Genomic DNA, 18,268 nt, shown 5'->3' with positions numbered 1-18,268 from the left:
GCCCAGTTCATGGAACGGCCGGAGGCCGAGGTCGGAATGCCCTGCCCCTGCGGCTAGTAGACACCGCCAAGTACCCGGCGCAAGGGTCTAGCTCAGACCGATGATGTCTTGCACCACAACATCGGCTTGTTCAAGGTAGAAGCAACGGCGGACATAGATGTCGTTGCTTGCCGATTGACCGGAAGGGTACAGCACGATGCCACGCATGATTCGACGATTGGAAGCCAGGAACCTGGCGCGCCCGGCACCACGTCTCGAAGATCTGGCGGCGATGTTTGTCCTGATTGCCAGGCCGCTGGTCTTCGGGATCGCCCTCCTATTGGCTGGCCCGACACAGGCGCAGTCACCGCCAACCGTCCCGCCTGAAAGGGTCAAACAGTTATTCGAGCTTCTCGACGATCCGTCAGTGAAGGCCTGGGTGGCCGAACAGCGAAATCAGGCCCCCGGGTCAACGGCAGCGCCCGCCGCGGCAGGAGCTTCGCCGGCCGATGCATCGTCCGACGCGGTGGCCGCGCCGGGCCAGATGAATACGATGGCATCCTCTACGCTCGATCGGATCAAGCATCATATCGAGCGGATCGTGCGAACTCTACCCTCGCTGCCAGGCCAGTTCGCACGCGTTCGGGAAGCGACCATGGAGGATATGTCCAGCAGGGGGCCAGCCGGCGTATTTTTGCTGATTGCGATTTTCATCGCCGCCGGCCTGGCGCTGACCTGGGCCACGTACAAACTCACCCGCCCATTTCGTCTTTGGATTATCGCCCAATCGAAGGATACGCCCATCGGGCGGGCCAAGAAGATTGGTGGTCGCACGCTTTATTCCAGCCTGCTGATCGTCTCGTTCGCGGTGGGCAGCGCCGGCGCGTTCATATTGTTCGACTGGCCAATGCTTATCCGCCAGATTGTGCTGACATTTCTGATGGCTGCCGTCGTTACATGGGGTGTGCGCACGTACGTCATAGCCCTGCTCGTCCCTTCCTTCATGCATGTCGAGAACGCCGTCGAGGTTCGTGCCTTGCCGATCGCCAACGAGACCGCCGACCATTGGTCCTATTGGCTATCGCGGATCGTCGGCGTCTTCGCCTTCTTCGCCGCCGCCTTTAACCTCTTGCCGGGTCTCGGCATCGATCAGGACGGAATGATGGTCCTGTCTCTGGGCGCCGATTTCATCCTGCTGCTGCTCTTTCTGCGCGCCGTCTGGCGTCGGCCAAGAACACGGCGGGACGGCGGGCACGGTCACACGGCAGCGACATGGCTGTTGACTGCTTATTTCATCGTTCTGTTCCTGGAGCGCATAGCCGGCCTTTATATACTCTTCTGGTTTACCTTCACCGCATTCGTCTTGCCGTTGGCAATCGTGCTGACGCAGCGCGGGGTCAATTTCGTCCTGCGGCCAGGATCCGAAGATGCCGGCCGGCCGACGATTCCGGCGGTGACGATCGCTGTCATCGATCGCGGGATCCGGATGATTTTGATCCTGGCGGCGGCTTACCTTCTCGCGCGTGTCTGGGGTCTGGACATGCAGTCCATGCAGGACAGCGATCCGACGACCACGCTGATATTGCGCGGCCTGATCAACGTCGTGGTCATTGCGCTTGCCGCCGATTTCGGGTGGTCGATCATCAAAGCCTTGATCGAGCGAAAGCTGGGCATTGAAACACCGCATGCGGTGATCGGCGACGAGGACGTCCCGACCCTCGATCCGCAGCAGGCACGGCTGCGCACGCTGTTGCCGATCATCCAAAACATCCTGCTTGCAGTGATCGTCGTGATGGCCGTGCTGATGATGCTCGCCTCAATCGGTATCCAGATCGGCCCGCTGATCGCCGGCGCCGGCGTCGTTGGCGTCGCTGTCGGATTTGGGGCACAAACCATCGTCAAGGACGTGATCTCAGGGGTGTTTTATCTGCTCGACGATGCGTTTCGTGTCGGCGAGTACATTTCATCGGGCAGCTACAGGGGTACGGTGGAGAGCTTTTCGCTGCGCTCGGTGAAGCTGCGCCACCATCGTGGCCCGCTGTTCACAATACCTTTCGGTGAACTCGGGGCGGTGCAGAACCAGAGCCGCGACTGGGTCACCGACAAGTACAACATCACCGTTGGCTATGATACCGATGTCGAGTTCGCCCGCAAGCTGATCAAGCGGATAGGCCTCGAACTGGCGGAAGATCCAGAATTCAAACACTGGGTGATCGAACCGATCAAGATGCAGGGCGTACAGGAGTTTGGCGAGTACGGCATCGTATTAAGGGTCAAGGTCACAACCAGACCGGGAGGCGCCTTCAGTATGAAAGGCAGATTCTTTTTACGCCTCCGCCAAGCCTTCAAGGAGCAGGGCATCGAACTCCCATTCCCCACCGTCCACGTCCAAGGGCTGCAGAACCCACACGAGGCAGAGAATGCGCCATTGGAGATGACACCCGAGTTGCGAATGGCCGTCGCGCAATCGCACATCAATCGGCGCAGAAAGAAAGGCAGTACAACGGAGTAGGAAGGCTGTGACACCTGCCGGTCACGACGCGGCTTTTCGCGCATCGGCCGTAAGGGGATACTCTTTATGTTCAATCGATTGAGACGAAGAGAGTGCGGTCACGAACCTCACTGGCCCTGACGGTCCTTTGAAATATTCAGTCGGCAGTATGCCGGAGATCCGTTGGACGTGGCGTTGGTGTCAAACTGTATATGCCGACGGATGCCGAACGCCAGCGAACGGATTTATTCAGTCCTATGTGGCGCACATATGAAGTCAGGTGAGTGGACCTTGATCACGCCCCTGCGATGCGGTCGATTTCGTCGCAGCCGCGGTAAGCCCCGTTTGGTTAGTTGTGGAACCTCAACAGGTTGTTAGCCCGGGGCGGCTGATAGGCGGTCTTGATTTTAAGCTGCCGTGTGGCCTGTGCCAATTGTAGCGATGAAGCTATCGTGGCAGTTCTGCGGTGCGTTCATGAGAAGTGTTGTAGGCTCGAGCATAAACCCATTCGCGCAGGCTCGTCTGGATGAAGCCGCCGCCTTGCCGCTGGTCTCGGGCGTGTATGGTCGGCCAGCCATCGTACTCATCGATCGCCACGAGGAGCTGACCGAATTTCTTTTCATCCGTGATAGCGGCACGACCATTGGCCTTAGGCGGCTGGAGGCGCCCCGGAGGGCAGGGTCGGGTCGCCCTCGGCCTGCAGGGTGACAATCGCCAACCGGAAGGCACTGCCGATCACGCCGCGCAGACGCCGCGCCGTTTTCCCGTCGGCCGCTCTTTTCGATCTTCTGGAGAAGTTGAAGAATCTCCGCTGGAGTGATCTCTTTGATTGGACGTTTGGCGAGCGGGCAGGCCAAGTCTTCGAGGAGCCATTTGGTTTTGGTGGCGGCCGCTGCGGCGTCCCGCTCCTGCATCCGCTTGACGTATTCCTCGGAGATCAAGCCAAAGGTAGTGCGCGCTTCTATGAGAGCCGTGATCTTCTCCTCCCTGCGCGACATGGGTAACGAACCTCCCGGGCAATGGGGAACGTCTGGATCGTTACCCACAAACCGATGCGTTGGAACGGCACACGGCGGGTCCGCATGAGCAGCTCAGACAAGCTAACGCGTTGATTATGTTGATTGGTGGGATGCCGTGAGAAGCTATGGGAAGGGGAAATGGTGCCCAGAGGCGGATTCGAACCACCGACACGCGGATTTTCAGTCCGCTGCTCTACCAACTGAGCTATCTGGGCCTGTTCCGGCAAACGAAAACGCGTGAACCGGATTTCATGAAGGCACCGTGGGGCGCCCCTTGAAAGCGCGTGGGTTATAGCACGGGAATTTAGCCTGTCCAGCGCCTAGGTGGCGATTTCCGGCAGGAAAAGCGAGGCTGTGGAAAGGCTGGCTTCCTCAGGCGCTTTCATTGCCGTTATGGCGCGAGGGCCGGGCCCTTCCGGCCTTTTTTGCCTCCGTCCCGGCGCCGTAGCAACTGCGGGATCCGTCGTTAGGCAATGATCGAGTTGCCGCAATGCATTCGCATCGATGGGAAGGCGGCAACGAGCCCTCACTCTACCTTGCGCCGGCCACACCCTTGCGGAAGTCGGAGGGCGTCATGCCGGCCAGCTTGCGGAAGGATTTGTTGAAGGCGCTGAGCGAGCCGAAGCCGGAGTCCATGGCGACGCGCAGCACGTTGGCATCCTGATGCATCAGCAATGCCTGCGCGTAGCTCAGCCGCAGAAGGTTGACATATTCGTTGAGCGTCATGCCGGTCGATTTCTTGAACAGGCTCATGGCGTATTTGGGATGGATGTCGGCGGCCGCCGCTATGTTCATGCAATCGATGTCGTAGAGGAAATTCTCGGCGATGAAGTCGCACATGCGTCCGACATTGCGGGAGGATTGCTGGTCGAAGGCACTGCCGGCTTCCTGCCCGGCCGCCGTCTCGGGCACCAGCCGGTAGGGCTCGAACCGCACCCGCTCCAGCCGCAGCAGAAGCTCGTTGACGGCATGCTCGGCCTTGGCCGGATCGCCCGAGCGGGCATAGCTGTTCCAACGGGCGAAATTGTCGTTGTCGGATTGGTCGGTGGCGCTGGTCACCAGCGTCGCACCCGTCATCAGCCGGTGGCGCACGTCCGCCGGCAGATGCAGGCGGAAAAAATGCACCAGCGGCAGATGCGCGCCGGCATAGATGGCGTCGTCGCTGAGATCGTCCATCTGGTGCGGCAGGCCACCCCAGAAGAAGCACATCTCCCCGGCCGAAAGCGAGATTTCGTGCTCGTTCATGCGGTAGTGCACGCTGCCGCGGACGATGAAATTCACCTCGACCTGGGCATGCCAGTGCGGCTTGAGCATCACCAGCGGAGCGGTGTGAAACATCTGCAGGAGCAGCGGCAGACCTTCCACGCTGCTGGCCCCTGGCTGGTAAAACGGCCGCTCCGGCATCTTACTTTCCGCCAATTCCGTATTCCCTTTGTCGGCGACAAGCCTTCCGCGCCGAATAGTGTAGCCACGCTCGCAGAGAGAGCAAATGAAATGGGAGGATTTCAATGCGCATCACACTGACCTGCGCCGCGCTCGCGCTTGCCCTGGGCTCAGCCCCGGCCTTTGCGCAGTCCGGCGAAATCACCATCTGGAGCTGGAATGTCGCCGCTTCGTCGCTGAAGGCGACGGTTGCCGGCTTCAACAAGCTGCATCCCGACATCAAGGTCACGGTTCAGGATCTCGGCAACCAGCCGACCTACGACAAGTCGATCGCCGACTGTGCGGCCGGCGGCGTCGGCCTGCCCGACATCGTCACCATCGAGAATGGCGAAGCCGAGAATTACTGGAGCCAGTTCCCCGACTGCTTCGTCGACCTGCATACGCTGGGCTACAGTGCCGAGGACCAGAAGAAATTCCCCGATTTCAAGCGCACCGAGCTCGAGGTCGGCGACAAGGCCTATGCCATGCCGTGGGATTCCGGCCCGGTCGCCGCCTTCTATCGCCGCGACTTCTACGAGAAGGCTGGGGTGGATCCGGCATCGATCAAGACCTGGGACGATTTCATCGCCGCCGGCAAGAAGATCCAGGCCGCCAATCCGGGCGTCTCGATGACCAATGCCGATTTCAACGGCGACACTGAATTCTTCCGCATGATCTCCAACGAGCAGGGCTGCGCCTATTTCGCCGAGGATGGCCAGTCGATCACGGTCAGCGAACCCAAATGCGTCGACGCCCTGACCAAGGTCAAGGAGATGAAGGACGCCGGCATCGTGTCGTCCGCCGACTGGGGCACCAAGATCACCAATAACACGGCGGGCACTGTCGCCACCCAAGTGTATGGCGGCTGGTATGAAGGCACCATCCGCACCGAATCAGCCGGCGAGAACGGCAAATGGGGCGTCTATCTGATGCCGAGCCTGACGGCCGACGGTCCCCGCGCCGCCAATCTCGGCGGCTCGTCGCTGGCCATCACCTCGGCCTCGAAGAACAAGGAAGCGGCTTACGAATACCTGAAATACACCCTCGGAACCAATGAAGGCCAGATCACCATGCTGAAGGAGTTCGGCCTGGTCCCTTCGCTGGTCTCGGCGCTGGATGACCCCTACGTCAGCCAAGGCCTGCCCTATTGGGGTGGCCAGGCGGTATGGAAGGATATTCTGGGCACCTTGCCCAAGGTCGTCCCCAGCCGCGGCACGCAGTTCCAGAGCGATGCCGAAATCATCGTCCGCGCGGTGCAGACCAAATATCTGGCCGGAGGCTATCCCGACGCCAAGGCGGCACTCGACGACGCCGCAAAACAGATCGCGGCGGCGACCGGATTGCCGGTCAAATCATAACCTCCCAGGGACGGGGTCCGGGACGGCTCTTGCCGCCCGGACTCTGCGCCTGCGAGCTTGTCTGAAACACCGGATATGAGGGAGGAGGAGCAGGATGCGAAACCGCAACGCCACGGCCTATCGTTTCCTGGCGCCTTATCTGCTGATCTTCTCCGTCTTCTGGGTATGGCCGATCATCTCGTCGTTCATGATCTCCTTCCAGGCGACACGCACCGTGCCCTGGCGTTTCGCGCCGGGCTTCAACTGGGGCCGGCTGATCGGCGATCCGGCCTTCTTCAACGCGCTGAAGAACACGCTGCTCATCCTCGTCATCCAGGTGCCGGTGATGATCGCGCTGGCCATGGTGATGGCCGTGCTTTTGAATTCGCCGCTCTTGAAGGCGAGGGGTCTCTACCGCTTTGCGTTCTTCGCTCCGGTCGTCGTCGGCGAGGTCGCCTATTCGGCGGTGTTCCGGCTGATGTTCAGCCTCGATTTCGGCATCGTCAACAAGCTGCTGAACAGCGTCGGGCTCCCTAAGGTCGACTGGTTCTCCAATGTCACGCCGGCCATGGCGCTGATCATGATCGCGGTCACCTGGCGCTGGGCCGGCTACAACGCCATCATCCTTCTGGCCGGCATGCAATCCATCCCCGAGGATGTCTACGAGGCGGCGACGCTCGACCGCGTCAGCAAGCTCAAGCAGTTCTTCTACATCACCTTGCCGCTCTTGAAACCGGTCATCGTGTTCTGCCTGGTGCTGTCGATCATCGGCACCATGCAATTGTTCACCGAGCCCTTCCTGATCACCGAGCGCGGCGGGCCGGGCGGCGGCACCGAGACGCTCGGCCTGCTGCTCTACCGCCAGGGGTTCCGCTCGCTCAATTTCGGCTATGCCTCGGCCGTCGCCTACACCATGGCGGCGCTGGCGATCGCGATCACGCTGGTGCAACTGTGGCTGACGAGGGAAAAGCAATGAGTTCGCTCTCCTCCGCCCGCCTGAGGCGCAGCATCGCGCTGCATCTTTTCCTCACCCCGCTGGCGCTGATCTGGCTGTTCCCACTGTGGATGATGGTGGTGTTCTCGACCATGCCCGACAACGGCATCTTCAGCCCTGGCATCGAGCTTTTGCCGCACGGCAATTTCGTCGACAATTTCAACAATCTGCAGCGCGACACCAATTTCGTCGGCGCCATCGGCATCTCCGTCTCGGTGGCGGTGACCTACACCTTCCTGTCGGTGCTGTTGACGTCGATGGCCGGCTGGGCGCTGGCCCGCTACCAGTTCTTCGGCAAAGGTGTGGTTGTCGGCATCATCTTCGGCACCATCACGCTTCCCTATGCGGTGGTGCTGATCCCGCAATTCATCATGGTGGCGCGCGACTTCCAGCTCGCCAACACCTGGGTGGCGCTGATCGTGCCGCCGCTCTTCAATTCGCTCGGCGTGCTGTTCATGCGGCAAAGTTTTTCGATGATGCCGGACGATCTGTTCGACGCCGCCCGTGTCGAAGGCGTGAAGGAGTGGCGTATCTTCCTCTTCGTCGCGCTGCCGCTGGCGCGGCCGATGCTGGCCGCGCTCGCCATCATCCTGTTCCTTGCCTCCTGGAACAATTATCTCTGGCCGCTTTTGATCAACAGCCAGCCGGGTTCGATGACGGCGCCGGTGGCGCTCGGCACGCTGATCGGCCTCACCAAAGTGTCGTGGGGCGGCATCATGGCAGGGGCCGTGATGCTCACCGTGCCGATGCTGATCGTCTTCGTGCTCCTGCAGCGCCATTTCATCGCCGGCATCGCCGCCGGCGCAGTCAAGTAAGAGGCAGCATGGCAACCGTTACGCTGAGCAATGTGGTCAAGCGCTTCGGCGTCTTCGAAGTCGTCCATGGCGCCAACATCGACATCAAGCACGGCGAGTTCGTCGTCTTCGTCGGTCCGTCCGGCTGCGGCAAGTCGACCCTGCTCAGGATGATCGCCGGGCTCGAGGACATCAGCGGCGGCGAGATTGCCATCGGCGGCAAACTGGTCAACGATGTCGAGCCGGCCGATCGAGGCATCGCCATGGTGTTCCAGTCCTATGCGCTCTATCCGCATATGAGCGTCGAGCAAAACCTCTCCTTCGGGCTGCGCATGACCGGCAATCCCAAGGCCGACACCGACCGGCGGGTGAAGCGCGCGGCCGAGATCCTGCGCATCAGCGAATTGATGGACCGGCGCCCGAAGAAACTCTCCGGCGGCCAACGCCAGCGCGTTGCCATCGGCCGCGCCATCGTGCGCGAGCCGCAAGTGTTCCTGTTCGACGAGCCGCTGTCCAATCTCGACGCCGAACTGCGCGTCCAGATGCGCGTCGAGATCTCGCGCCTGCACAAGGAACTCGGCGCCACGATGATCTACGTCACGCACGACCAGACCGAGGCGATGACGCTCGCCGACCGGATCGTCGTGCTGCGCGCCGGGCATATCGAGCAGATCGGCCGGCCGCTCGATCTCTATGACGATCCCGACAATCTGTTCGTGGCCGGCTTTGTCGGCTCGCCGAAAATGAACTTCATCAAGGCGCAAATCGTCGGGCACGATGCGCGTGGGGTCGTGGTCGAGCTTGCGGGCCAGGAGAAAACCCGTATCACCCAGCCGCTGGCCGGCGCCGCGCCGGAAGCGGGCAGCAAGGTTATCGTAGGTGTGCGGCCCGAGCATTTCGGCAGTGCCGGAGAAGGTGGCACCGACCTTGTCGTCGCCATCGACGTGGTCGAGCATCTCGGTGGCACGAGCTTTCTCTACGCCCGAACGGCCCATGGCGAAGACGTGGTGATCCAACGCGACGCGGCGAAGGTTCCCACGACGTCCGAGGTCACCGTTTCCATCCGCAAATCCTACCTGTTCGACGAAAAAGGGCTGCGGCTGCGCTGACCGGCTGCCCCCTTCCAGCCTTCAAGGAGAATGACAATGACCGCAACCACGCCCATTCGCTGGGGCATTCTCGGCCCGGGCAGCATCGCCCAGGCGTTCGCCGGCGGCCTGGCCGCTTCGCGCACCGGAAAACTGGTAGCCATCGGCGCGCGCAATCCCGACAAGCCGGGCCTTGCCGGGAAATTTCCCGGCGCCCGCATCGTCCACGGTTATGAAGCGCTGCTTGCGGATCCCGACATCGATGCCGTCTACATTGCGATCCCGCATCCCGGCCACGCGCAATGGGCGATCCGGGCTGCGGAAGCGGGCAAGCACGTGCTGTGCGAAAAGCCGCTGGCACTGACCGCCTTCGAGGCCGACGCCATGTTCCATGCCGCGCGCAAGGCCGGCACTTTTCTCGGCGAAGCCTTCATGTACCGGCTGCACCCGCAGACTCTGAAGCTGGTGGAACTGATCAGGTCGGGCGTCATCGGCGAGGTCAGGATGATCAAGTCGAGCTTCGGCTTCGCCATGCCGGGCTTCATGCCGGAACACCGTCTCTATGCCAATGATTCCGCCGGCGGCGGCATACTGGACGTCGGCGGCTATACCGTCTCGATGGCGCGGCTGATTGCCGGGGCGGCATCGGGACAACCTTTCGCCGAGCCCGACAAGGTGGTTGGTACCGCTCATCTTGGCCAGTCCGGCGTCGACGAATGGGCCTCGGCGCTGCTGCATTTTCCCGGAGGCATCGTCGCCGAGGTTTCCTGCAGCATCTCGCTGAACCAGGACAATGTGCTGCGCATCCTCGGCACCAAGGGCCGCATCGAAGTGCCGGACTTCTGGTTCGCCGGCGGAAATCGCGATGTCGGCCTCGGCCGGATCGACGTGATCGGCGCCGACGGGTCGCGCGAGACGATCAGCGTCGATGAAAAGCGCCATGTCTATTCCTTCGAGGTCGACGGCGCCGGCGAGGCCATCCTTGCCGGCCGGCAGGAGTTCGCCTGGCCGGGCATGGATTGGGCCGACAGTCTCGGCACCTTGCGCGTGCTCGACAGATGGCGCGCTGCCGTTGGACTGGAGTACGAAATCGAAAAGGCCCCGCTGCGCACCAGCACCATCTCCGGCCGGCCTCTGCGGTCGGGCGGCACGGCGATCGGCAAGCGCGCCATTCCGGGCCTGGCGAAGCCGGCATCGGTGGTGGCGCTCGGCTTCGAGGATTTCCGCACGTTCTCCTCGGGCTCGATCCTGCTCGATGCCTTCTTCGAGGCCGGCGGCAATCTCTTCGACACCGGCTATGTCTACGGTGGCGGCTACACCGAGACACTGCTTGGCCAGTGGTTGCAGAGCCGCGGCGTGCGCGAGCAGTCGGTGATCATCGCCAAGGGCGCGCATTCTCCGCTCTGCTATCCCGACGTGATCGGCAAGCAGCTTGCCCAGTCGCTCGATCGCCTGCAGACCGACCATGTCGACATCTATTTCATGCACCGCGACAATCCGGATGTGCCGGTCGGCGAGTTCGTCGATGCCATGGACCGTGAGGTGAAGGCCGGTCGCATCCGTGGCCCGTTCGGCGGCTCGAACTGGACGATGCAGCGCATGGACGAGGCGATTGCCTATGCCGAGCGCACCGGCAAGCAGAAGCCCGGCGCGCTTTCCAACAATTTTTCGCTGGCCGAAATGCTGGAGCCGATCTGGGCGGGTTGTGTCGCCTCTTCCACCGACGACTGGAAGGCCTGGCTGACATCCAGGCAGATGCCGAATTTCGCCTGGTCGAGCCAGGGCCGTGGCTTCTTCACCGAGCGCGCCGGGCGCGACAGGCACGACAGCGAGGAACTGGTGCGGGTCTGGTATTCGGAGCGCAATTTCGGCCGCCGCGACCGCGCCATCGAGCTCGCCGCGCGGCTGCGCAAGAGCCCGATCCACGTTGCGCTGGCCTATGTGCTCAACCAGCCTTTCCCGTCGGTTCCGCTGATCGGGCCGCGCACGCTGGGCGAGCTGGAGGACAGCCTGCGGGCGCTGGATATCGCGCTTTCGCCTGCCGATCTCGAGTGGCTGGACGGCGGCAGCCTGCACGCGGCCTGATGGAACAGGCCTCAAAGCGGCATCATATCTCGTCGTCCGATACCCTGACGCCGCGTCTGGCCGGCGTTCGCAGACTGGCATACATGCCGGTGGTGCGGAACTGGCTGGGCGTGGTGCCGTAGAGGCGGCGGAAGACCTTCGAAAAATAGTTCGCATCCTCGAAGCCGCACAGGATGGCGACTTCCTTCACCGGCAGGAAGTCCGCCTTGGTCAACAGCTTCGCCGCCCGCTGCAGGCGCTGCTGCAGCACGAATTCAGCGGGCGGCAGGCCTTCGCTCTCGGCGAAGCAGCGCGAGAAATGAGCCCGGCTGAGGCCGCTGATCTGGACGAGCTCCGCCACCGGCAGCGGCTTGTCGAGATTGGCGTTGATATGGTCGATGACCGGTTGCATGGCGCTCTGTTTTTCGGCAAAGGCATGTGAGCCGAAGACATCGTCATAGAGCGCCATCGCCGCCTCGTAAGCGATAGCGGACGCGGCACCCGCTGAGGCCGCCCCCTTGATGAGGCGCAGGCTGCAATCGGCAAGGTGGTCGATCGTAGCCGGCTTAAGCCGGAACACCGGACCGGAGATGCTGAGGATCGACTTGTGGATGCGCAGCGCCTCCTCGCCGTTCATCGAGATCCAGAAATATTCCCAGCGCTCGTCGCTCGCCAGCCAATAGCGGTGGTTGTGCGGCACCAGCACCAGCAGCGTGTCGTTCTCCTGCAGGCGGTAGTTGCGGTTCTCGTAGCGCAGCCGGCCGGTGCCGCTGATCGTGTGCTGGAGCACGGTGAACGGCGTCTGGCCGCGTTTGCGTCCGTCCCAGTCATAGATCTCGTCCTCGCGCACCTCATAGCCGGTGCTTGTCGGCATGGCATGCAGGCGCTGCCGGCCGCGCGGCAGCGAGATCGTGCGCATCGACTGTCCGTTGGCGATCAAATCTCGTAGCACAAAATTACCCTTGAAAGCATAATCCTTCTCTGGTCGCGCTCGTGAATAAGGGCATAATCCCCCTCGAAAAGCGAGAGAGATCCGCAGGCGAGGAGCGGACAGGGAGGTCGACAGGCCAGAATCCGGCTTGTCCCGCACACATGCCATGGCATGTGGCTGCGACCGCCCCCCTTGTCACTCCCGGCCTGTCACTGGAATAGGATGAGGTGCGGGAGATGAGTTTCAAAATCGCTATCATCGGTGCCGGCAGTGTCGGATTCACCAAGAAACTGTTCACGGACATCCTGTGCGTGCCCGAATTCAGGGATGTCGAATTCGCGCTGACCGACCTCAGCGAACACAATCTCGGGATGATCAAGGCGATCCTCGACAAGGTCGTCGAGGCGAACGGATTGCCAACGAGGGTGACGGCGACAACCGATCGCCGCAGGGCGCTCGAAGGCGCGCGCTATATCATCAGCTGTGTGCGGGTCGGCGGCCTGGGGGCCTATGCCGACGACATCCGCATTCCGTTGAAATATGGCATCGACCAGTGCGTCGGCGACACAATCTGCGCCGGTGGCATCCTCTATGGTCAGCGCAACATCCCGGTGATCCTCGACTTCTGCAAGGACATACGTGAGGTCGCCGCGACGGGCGCCAAATTCCTCAACTACGCCAACCCGATGGCCATGAACACCTGGGCGGCGATCGAATACGGCAAGGTAGACACGGTCGGCCTCTGCCACGGCGTCCAGCATGGCGCCGAGCAGATCGCCGAGGTGCTGGGTGCGAAGTCCAGGCACGAGCTCGACTATGTCTGTTCCGGCATCAATCACCAGACCTGGTTCATCGATTTGCGGCTGAATGGCCGCAGGATCGGCAAGGATGAGCTGATCGCCGCCTTCGAGGCGCATCCGGTCTATTCGCAGCAGGAAAAGCTGCGCATCGATGTCTTGAAGCGCTTCGGCGTCTATTCGACCGAGAGCAACGGCCATCTCTCCGAATACCTGCCCTGGTACCGTAAGCGCCCCGACGAGATCACGCGCTGGATCGACATGTCGGACTGGATCCATGGCGAGACCGGCGGCTATCTCCGTTACTCCACCGAAACCCGCAACTGGTTCGAGACGGAGTATCCGCAATTCCTCGAAGCGGCGTCGAAGCCGATCGATCCGGAAAAGCGCTCCAACGAGCATGCCAGCCACATATTGGAGGCGCTGGAGACCAACCGCGTCTATCGCGGCCACTTCAACGTCAGGAACAATGGGGTGATTATCAATTTGCCGCAGGACGCCATCATCGAATCGCCCGGCTTCGTCGACCGTTTCGGCATCAACATGGCCGCCGGCATCACGCTGCCGGAAGCCTGTGCGGCCACCTGCATGTCCTCGATCAACGTCCAGCGCATGTCGGTCCATGCCGCGATATCAGGCGACATCGATCTCCTGAAGCTCGCCGTGCTGCACGACCCTCTGGTCGGTGCGGTGTCGACGCCGGAGGAAGTCTGGCAGATGGTGGACGAGATGGTCGTCGCCCAGGCTCAATGGCTGCCGCAATATGCGCATGCGATTCCGGCCGCCAAGGAGCGGCTGTCGAAATCTGCGGTCAAGACCCGTGAATGGGCCGGTGCTGCGCGGCGAAACGTGCGCTCGATCGAGGAATTGCGTGCCGAAAAAGCCGCGCTCAAACAGGCCGGCTGAAAAATCCGGGCGCGGCGGACACACGGGAGGCAGGTCCACCGCAGCCAGTTTCGGGCAGAAGACGAGCAGCAGAAAACGTCTGAACATGAGGGAGGAGATTATGAGAAACCTACGCAGCATTGGCATTGCCGCCGGACTGGCGCTGAGCGTCTCGGTTCCGGCACTCAACGCTTTCGCTTCAGAGCCGACAGTCCCGCCGGTGCCGGCGACCTTTCCGGCCGAGGGCAAGATCAAATACGTCGCGCGCGACTCCATCCTGGAGTTCAAGGCCCTGCCGGAATATCACGAGCCGGATTGGGTGACCGAAAAATACGTGAAGACCGGCAAGCTGCCGCCGGTGAAGGACAGGCTGCCGAAGGAGCCGCTGGTCTTCAAGACGGCCAACATGCCTGACGGCGTCGGCGTCTATGGCGACACCATGCGCCATGTCATCGGCGGCCGGCCGGAAGGCTGGAACTATGGCGCCGGCCAGACGCAAGGCTGGGGCGGCATCGATATCGGCCTCTCCGAATGCCTGACGCGCACGGCGCCGCTGTTCCAGGTCGAAGCCAAGGACACCGAGCCGCTGCCGAACCTGGCCAAAAGCTGGGAGTGGTCGAAGGACGGCCACAAGCTGACCATGCATCTGATCGAGGGGGCCAAATGGTCCGATGGCGTGGCCTTCAACGCTGACGACGTCATGTTCTATTGGGATGACGAGGTGGTCGACCCGAACGTCTCGCCGCTCAATGGCGCGACGCCGGAAACCTTCGGCGTCGGCACGACGCTGAAGAAGATCGACGACTACACTGTCGAGTGGACGTTCAAGGAAGCCTTCCCGAAACAATACCTCTACGCCATGGCCTACGGCACCTTCTGCCCAGGCCCCGCGCACATACTGAAGCCGCAGCATCCGAAATATTCGAAGAACACCTACGACCAGTTCAAGAACGCCTTCCCGCCGGAATATATGAACATGCCGGTGATGGGCGCCTGGGTTCCGGTCGAATACCGGCCGGACGACATCATCGTCATGCGCCGCAACCCCTACTATTGGAAGGTCGACGAGAAGGGCAACCAGCTGCCTTATCTCAACGAACTGCAATACAAGCTGTCGACCTGGGCCGACCGCGACGTCCAGGCGGTCGCCGGCTCGGGCGACTTCTCCAACCTCGAGCAGCCGGAAAACTTTGTCGCCTCGCTGAAGCGCGCCGCTGAAGCGAACGCGCCGGCACGGCTCGCCTTCGGTCCACGCCTCATCGGCTACAATCTGCGCATGAACTATTCCGCCAATGGCTGGGGCAACCCGGACGAGCGAAGCCAGGCAGTTCGTGAGCTGAACCGCAATGAGGACTTCCGCAAGGCCGTCACCATGGCGCTCGACCGCAAGGCGCTGGGCGCCTCCTTGGTCAAGGGGCCGTTCACCGCCATCTATCCCGGCGGCTTCTCCTCGGGCACCAGCTTCTATGACCGCAAGTCGACCGTCTACTATCCGTTCGACCTCGCGGGCGCCAAGGCCGAACTTGCCAAGGCCGGCCTCAAGGACACCGACGGCGACGGTTTCGTGAACTTCCCGGCCGGCACCGCCGGCGGCAAGAACGTCGAGATCGTGATGCTGGTCAACAACGACTACGGCACCGACAAAAGCCTTGCCGAAGGTGTCGTCGCGCAAATGGAAAAGCTGGGCTTGAGGGTCGTGCTGAACGGCCTCAACGGAACCCAGCGCGACGCCTCGCAATATTCCGGCCGTTTCGACTGGCTGATCCGGCGCAACGACCAGGAACTGACCTCGGTCGTGCAGAACACCGAACAGCTTGCGCCCGTCGGCCCGAAAACCAGCTGGAATCACCGTGCGCCGGAAAGCGGCGAGGTCGACCTGATGCCTTTCGAAAAAGACCTCGTCGACATCGTCAACAAGTTCGTCGCGTCAGAGGACAACGACAAACGCGCCAGTCTGATGAAAGAGTTCCAGAAGATCTCGACCGAACACGTCTACAATGTCGGCCTGACGGAATATCCCGGCGCGCTGATCGTCAACAAGCGCTTCTCGAACATTCCGCAGGGCACGCCGATCTTCATGTTCAACTGGGCCGAGGATTCGATTGTCCGCGAACGCGTCTTCGTCGCGGCCGGCAAGCAGGCGAAATACGAATTGTTCCCGCAGGAGCTTCCCGGCAAGCCCGGGGACAAGGGCCCGATGTAAGTTTACCTCCCCTGACCAAGAGAGACCCGGTCGCGCCGCTGGCGCGGCCGGGACAGACCAACCCTCCGAACGACCCTCAATGGGAGCGTCCGGCGAAATGAGGAAGCCGACCGTCCATGCTGCGATTCTTGGCTATGCGCATAGCGTCGGCAATTCCGGTCCTCGCAATCCTGAGCCTCGTCACCTTCGCCATCATCCAGGCGCCGCCCGGCGACTATGCCGACTACATCCGTTCGCAGCTGATCAACCAGGGTGGCGCGTCCTTCGCCGAGGCCGATGCACAGGCGCAGGCCTACCGCGTCGAACACGGCCTCGATAAGCCGCTGCCCGTCCAGTATCTCAACTGGATCGGCGGCATCATCACCCGCGGCGATTTCGGTTACAGCCTCTACTACAACAAGCCGGTGGCCGATGTCGTCGGCGAGCGCCTGCCGCGCACGCTGCTCCTGGCGCTGGTCTGTCATCTGCTGGCCTCGGTGCTGGGCATCACCTTCGGCATATGGGCGGCGACAAGGCAATACACCTGGATCGACTCGACGCTCTCGGCCATCTCCTTCCTCGGCATGACCGTGCCGCGCTTCCTGATGGCGCTGATCATCGTCTATCTCCTCGTCTTCCAGTTCAACGTGTCGGAAATCGGCTCATTCTTCTCGCCGCAATTTGGCGGCGCGCCGTGGTCGTGGGCGAAGTTCGTCGACCTGGTCAAGCATGTCTGGCCGGTCGTGGCGATCGCCACTTTCGGCGGCCTCGCCTACAATATGCGCGTCATGCGCGGCAATCTGCTGGATACGCTCAACGCACAATATGTCGAGACGGCGAGAGCCAAGGGTCTGACCGGCAGCGCTGTCGTCATGCGCCATGCCGTGCCCAATGCACTGCATCCCCTCGTCATGTATCAGGGCGTGGTGTTGCCCTACATGCTCACCGGCGAGATCGAGACGGCGATCATCTTCGCGTTGCCGACCGTCGGCCCGGCGATCGTCGGTTCGATGGCGGTCGGCGACGTCTATGTCACCGCTACCTTCATGATGGTGCTGTCGGCGACGCTGATCGTCGGCAACATCATCGCCGACATGCTGCTCGTCCTGCTCGACCCGCGCATCCGCCAATACGGAGAGAGCTAGATGCTTGCCCGCGATCCATCACCCCCGCCGCTGCCGGCCGAAGGACCCATCGTCGCCAAACCGGCGCGCGGCAATGAGAGCTATGTCGCGCTCGTCTGGCGCCGGCTGAAGCGCTCCTGGACCGGCATGGCAGGGCTTTGGCTCGTCGTGCTGCTGCTGGTGATGGCTGTGTTCGCCGAATTCCTGGCACCGATGGATCCGAAGGCTACCGATGTCGGCTTCGCCCCGCCACAACTGCCTTCCTTCCACGACAAGGACGGCAATTTCGTCGCGCGGCCGCGGGTCTATGCGCTGGCCGATTCGGCCGATCTCGATCCGGTCACCTTCCAGCCCGTCGTCGGCCCCGACTACGACCATCCGAGGCTACTTGGCTTCTTCGTCGAGGGCGCGCCCTACAAGCTCTTTGGGCTGATCCCGGCGGACCGGCATTTCTTTGCTTCGACGGACGGCCAGCCTGTACATTTCCTCGGCACCGACAAGTTCGGCCGCGATGTGCTGTCGCGCGCCATCCACGGCTCGCGGGTCTCGCTGATGATCGCGCTGACCGTCGTCTTCATCATCACCGTCATCGGCACCACCGTCGGCATGGTTTCCGGCTATTTCGGTGGCCGGTTCGACGTCTGGATGCAGCGCTTCGTCGAACTGGTGCTGGCCTTCCCGCAGCTGCCGCTCTATCTGGCGCTGACGACGCTGATCCCCGTCACCGCGCCGACCAACGTTTTCCTCGCCTTCGTCATCATCGTCATGTCGGCGCTGGGCTGGGCGCAGATGTCGCGCGAGGTGCGCGGCAAGACGCTGGCGCTGGCGCGCATCGAATATGTGCGCGCCGCCATGGCGGTCGGCGCCACTGACCGGCGCATCGTCCTGCAGCACATCTTGCCCAATGTGATGAGCCACGTGATCGTCGCCGTCACCTTGGCGATCCCGACGGTGGTGCTGCTCGAATCCTTCCTCGGGTTCCTCGGCTTCGCGGTCAAGCCGCCGCTGATCTCGTGGGGCCTGATGCTGCAAGACACCGCGACCTATTCCGTCATCGGCACCTATCCCTGGATCCTGTCGCCGGTCGGTTTCGTGCTTGCCACCGTTTTTGCCTTCAACGCGCTGGGCGACGGCCTGCGTGACGCCGTTGATCCGTATTGA

General features: G+C 62.2%; 13 protein-coding genes, 1 tRNA gene and 1 pseudogene. 11 read left to right on the top strand and 4 right to left on the bottom strand.

What is annotated here, in order from left to right:
• Positions 1-205: 205 nt before the first annotated feature.
• On the top strand, positions 206-2,491 hold the full coding sequence (locus CK228_RS27005; RefSeq protein ID WP_245438122.1) for a mechanosensitive ion channel family protein: 2,286 nt from the start codon (positions 206-208) through the stop codon (positions 2,489-2,491).
• Between the two features lie 328 nt (positions 2,492-2,819).
• Here CK228_RS27005 and CK228_RS27000 read toward each other — a convergent pair.
• Positions 2,820-3,039 (bottom strand): annotated as a pseudogene (locus CK228_RS27000) (integrase core domain-containing protein); the annotation flags it as partial.
• A gap of 135 nt (positions 3,040-3,174) precedes the next feature.
• Between CK228_RS27000 and CK228_RS35460 the strand changes: the two are divergent.
• Positions 3,175-3,474 (top strand): hypothetical protein, encoded by a 300-nt coding sequence (locus CK228_RS35460; RefSeq protein ID WP_179296059.1) that lies wholly within the window; start codon positions 3,175-3,177, stop codon positions 3,472-3,474.
• Between the two features lie 154 nt (positions 3,475-3,628).
• On the opposite strand, the gene CK228_RS26990 is transcribed toward CK228_RS35460, so the two are convergent.
• Together CK228_RS26990 and CK228_RS26985 are read right to left on the bottom strand one after the other, a co-directional pair.
• Positions 3,629-3,704 (bottom strand) — tRNA-Phe (locus CK228_RS26990).
• Between the two features lie 316 nt (positions 3,705-4,020).
• The gene (locus tag CK228_RS26985) at positions 4,021-4,893 is read right to left on the bottom strand and encodes a helix-turn-helix domain-containing protein (protein WP_095775269.1); all 873 of its coding nucleotides are present in this window, start codon (positions 4,891-4,893) and stop codon (positions 4,021-4,023) included.
• Between the two features lie 104 nt (positions 4,894-4,997).
• Between CK228_RS26985 and CK228_RS26980 the strand changes: the two genes are divergently transcribed.
• From CK228_RS26980 to CK228_RS26960, 5 genes are all read left to right on the top strand, one after another.
• Entirely contained in the window at positions 4,998-6,269 is a 1,272-nt protein-coding gene (locus CK228_RS26980) for an extracellular solute-binding protein (protein ID WP_095789769.1), read from the top strand.
• A 94-nt stretch (positions 6,270-6,363) separates the two neighbouring features.
• Entirely contained in the window at positions 6,364-7,224 is an 861-nt protein-coding gene (locus tag CK228_RS26975) for a sugar ABC transporter permease (RefSeq protein ID WP_095775271.1), read from the top strand.
• Complete coding sequence (locus CK228_RS26970) at positions 7,221-8,057, top strand: carbohydrate ABC transporter permease (protein ID WP_019860421.1); 837 nt, start codon at positions 7,221-7,223, stop codon at positions 8,055-8,057. Before CK228_RS26975 ends, CK228_RS26970 begins: the two co-directional genes overlap by 4 nt.
• 8 nt (positions 8,058-8,065) lie before the next feature.
• Positions 8,066-9,145 carry a sn-glycerol-3-phosphate ABC transporter ATP-binding protein UgpC gene (gene ugpC, locus CK228_RS26965; protein ID WP_095775273.1) on the top strand — a complete coding sequence of 360 codons (1,080 nt, stop codon included), beginning with the start codon at positions 8,066-8,068 and terminating at the stop codon, positions 9,143-9,145.
• 36 nt (positions 9,146-9,181) lie between these two features.
• Positions 9,182-11,209 (top strand): aldo/keto reductase, encoded by a 2,028-nt coding sequence (locus tag CK228_RS26960; protein WP_095775274.1) that lies wholly within the window; start codon positions 9,182-9,184, stop codon positions 11,207-11,209.
• A 22-nt stretch (positions 11,210-11,231) separates the two neighbouring features.
• On the opposite strand, the gene CK228_RS26955 is transcribed toward CK228_RS26960, so the two are convergent.
• On the bottom strand, positions 11,232-12,287 hold the full coding sequence (locus CK228_RS26955) for an AraC family transcriptional regulator (protein WP_179296060.1): 1,056 nt from the start codon (positions 12,285-12,287) through the stop codon (positions 11,232-11,234).
• A 68-nt stretch (positions 12,288-12,355) separates the two neighbouring features.
• Here CK228_RS26955 and CK228_RS26950 point away from each other — a divergent pair, with 68 nt between their 5' ends.
• The 4 genes from CK228_RS26950 to CK228_RS26935 all read left to right on the top strand — a co-directional run bounded on the left by CK228_RS26950 (position 12,356) and on the right by CK228_RS26935 (position 18,268).
• Complete coding sequence (locus CK228_RS26950) at positions 12,356-13,822, top strand: alpha-glucosidase/alpha-galactosidase (protein WP_095789768.1); 1,467 nt, start codon at positions 12,356-12,358, stop codon at positions 13,820-13,822.
• A gap of 100 nt (positions 13,823-13,922) precedes the next feature.
• Positions 13,923-16,004 (top strand): ABC transporter substrate-binding protein, encoded by a 2,082-nt coding sequence (locus CK228_RS26945; protein WP_095775323.1) that lies wholly within the window; start codon positions 13,923-13,925, stop codon positions 16,002-16,004.
• Positions 16,005-16,120: 116 nt separating this feature from the next.
• Positions 16,121-17,128, top strand: coding sequence for an ABC transporter permease (locus CK228_RS26940; RefSeq protein ID WP_095775276.1), 1,008 nt, complete (start codon positions 16,121-16,123; stop codon positions 17,126-17,128).
• On the top strand, positions 17,129-18,268 hold the full coding sequence (locus CK228_RS26935) for an ABC transporter permease (protein WP_095775277.1): 1,140 nt from the start codon (positions 17,129-17,131) through the stop codon (positions 18,266-18,268). It abuts the gene before it with no gap.

It is taken from the genome of Mesorhizobium sp. WSM4312, from assembly GCF_002294875.1.
Lineage (GTDB): Bacteria > Pseudomonadota > Alphaproteobacteria > Rhizobiales > Rhizobiaceae > Mesorhizobium.
This window is presented reverse-complemented; position numbering and strand designations above follow the sequence as displayed.

Bases quoted from the DNA above. Each gene is read 5' to 3' on its own strand.
- CK228_RS26970 (WP_019860421.1), top strand. From the start codon at position 7,221: ATGAGTTCGCTCTCCTCCGCCCGCCTGAGGCGCAGCATCGCGCTGCAT.
- CK228_RS26940 (WP_095775276.1), top strand. From the start codon at position 16,121: ATGCTGCGATTCTTGGCTATGCGCATAGCGTCGGCAATTCCGGTCCTC.
- CK228_RS26975 (WP_095775271.1), top strand. From the start codon at position 6,364: ATGCGAAACCGCAACGCCACGGCCTATCGTTTCCTGGCGCCTTATCTG.
- CK228_RS26950 (WP_095789768.1), top strand. From the start codon at position 12,356: ATGAGTTTCAAAATCGCTATCATCGGTGCCGGCAGTGTCGGATTCACC.
- CK228_RS26955 (WP_179296060.1), bottom strand. From the start codon at position 12,287: ATGGCATGTGTGCGGGACAAGCCGGATTCTGGCCTGTCGACCTCCCTG.
- CK228_RS26960 (WP_095775274.1), top strand. From the start codon at position 9,182: ATGACCGCAACCACGCCCATTCGCTGGGGCATTCTCGGCCCGGGCAGC.
- CK228_RS26945 (WP_095775323.1), top strand. From the start codon at position 13,923: ATGAGAAACCTACGCAGCATTGGCATTGCCGCCGGACTGGCGCTGAGC.
- CK228_RS26935 (WP_095775277.1), top strand. From the start codon at position 17,129: ATGCTTGCCCGCGATCCATCACCCCCGCCGCTGCCGGCCGAAGGACCC.
- ugpC (WP_095775273.1), top strand. From the start codon at position 8,066: ATGGCAACCGTTACGCTGAGCAATGTGGTCAAGCGCTTCGGCGTCTTC.
- CK228_RS26980 (WP_095789769.1), top strand. From the start codon at position 4,998: ATGCGCATCACACTGACCTGCGCCGCGCTCGCGCTTGCCCTGGGCTCA.
- CK228_RS26985 (WP_095775269.1), bottom strand. From the start codon at position 4,893: ATGCCGGAGCGGCCGTTTTACCAGCCAGGGGCCAGCAGCGTGGAAGGT.
- CK228_RS27005 (WP_245438122.1), top strand. From the start codon at position 206: ATGATTCGACGATTGGAAGCCAGGAACCTGGCGCGCCCGGCACCACGT.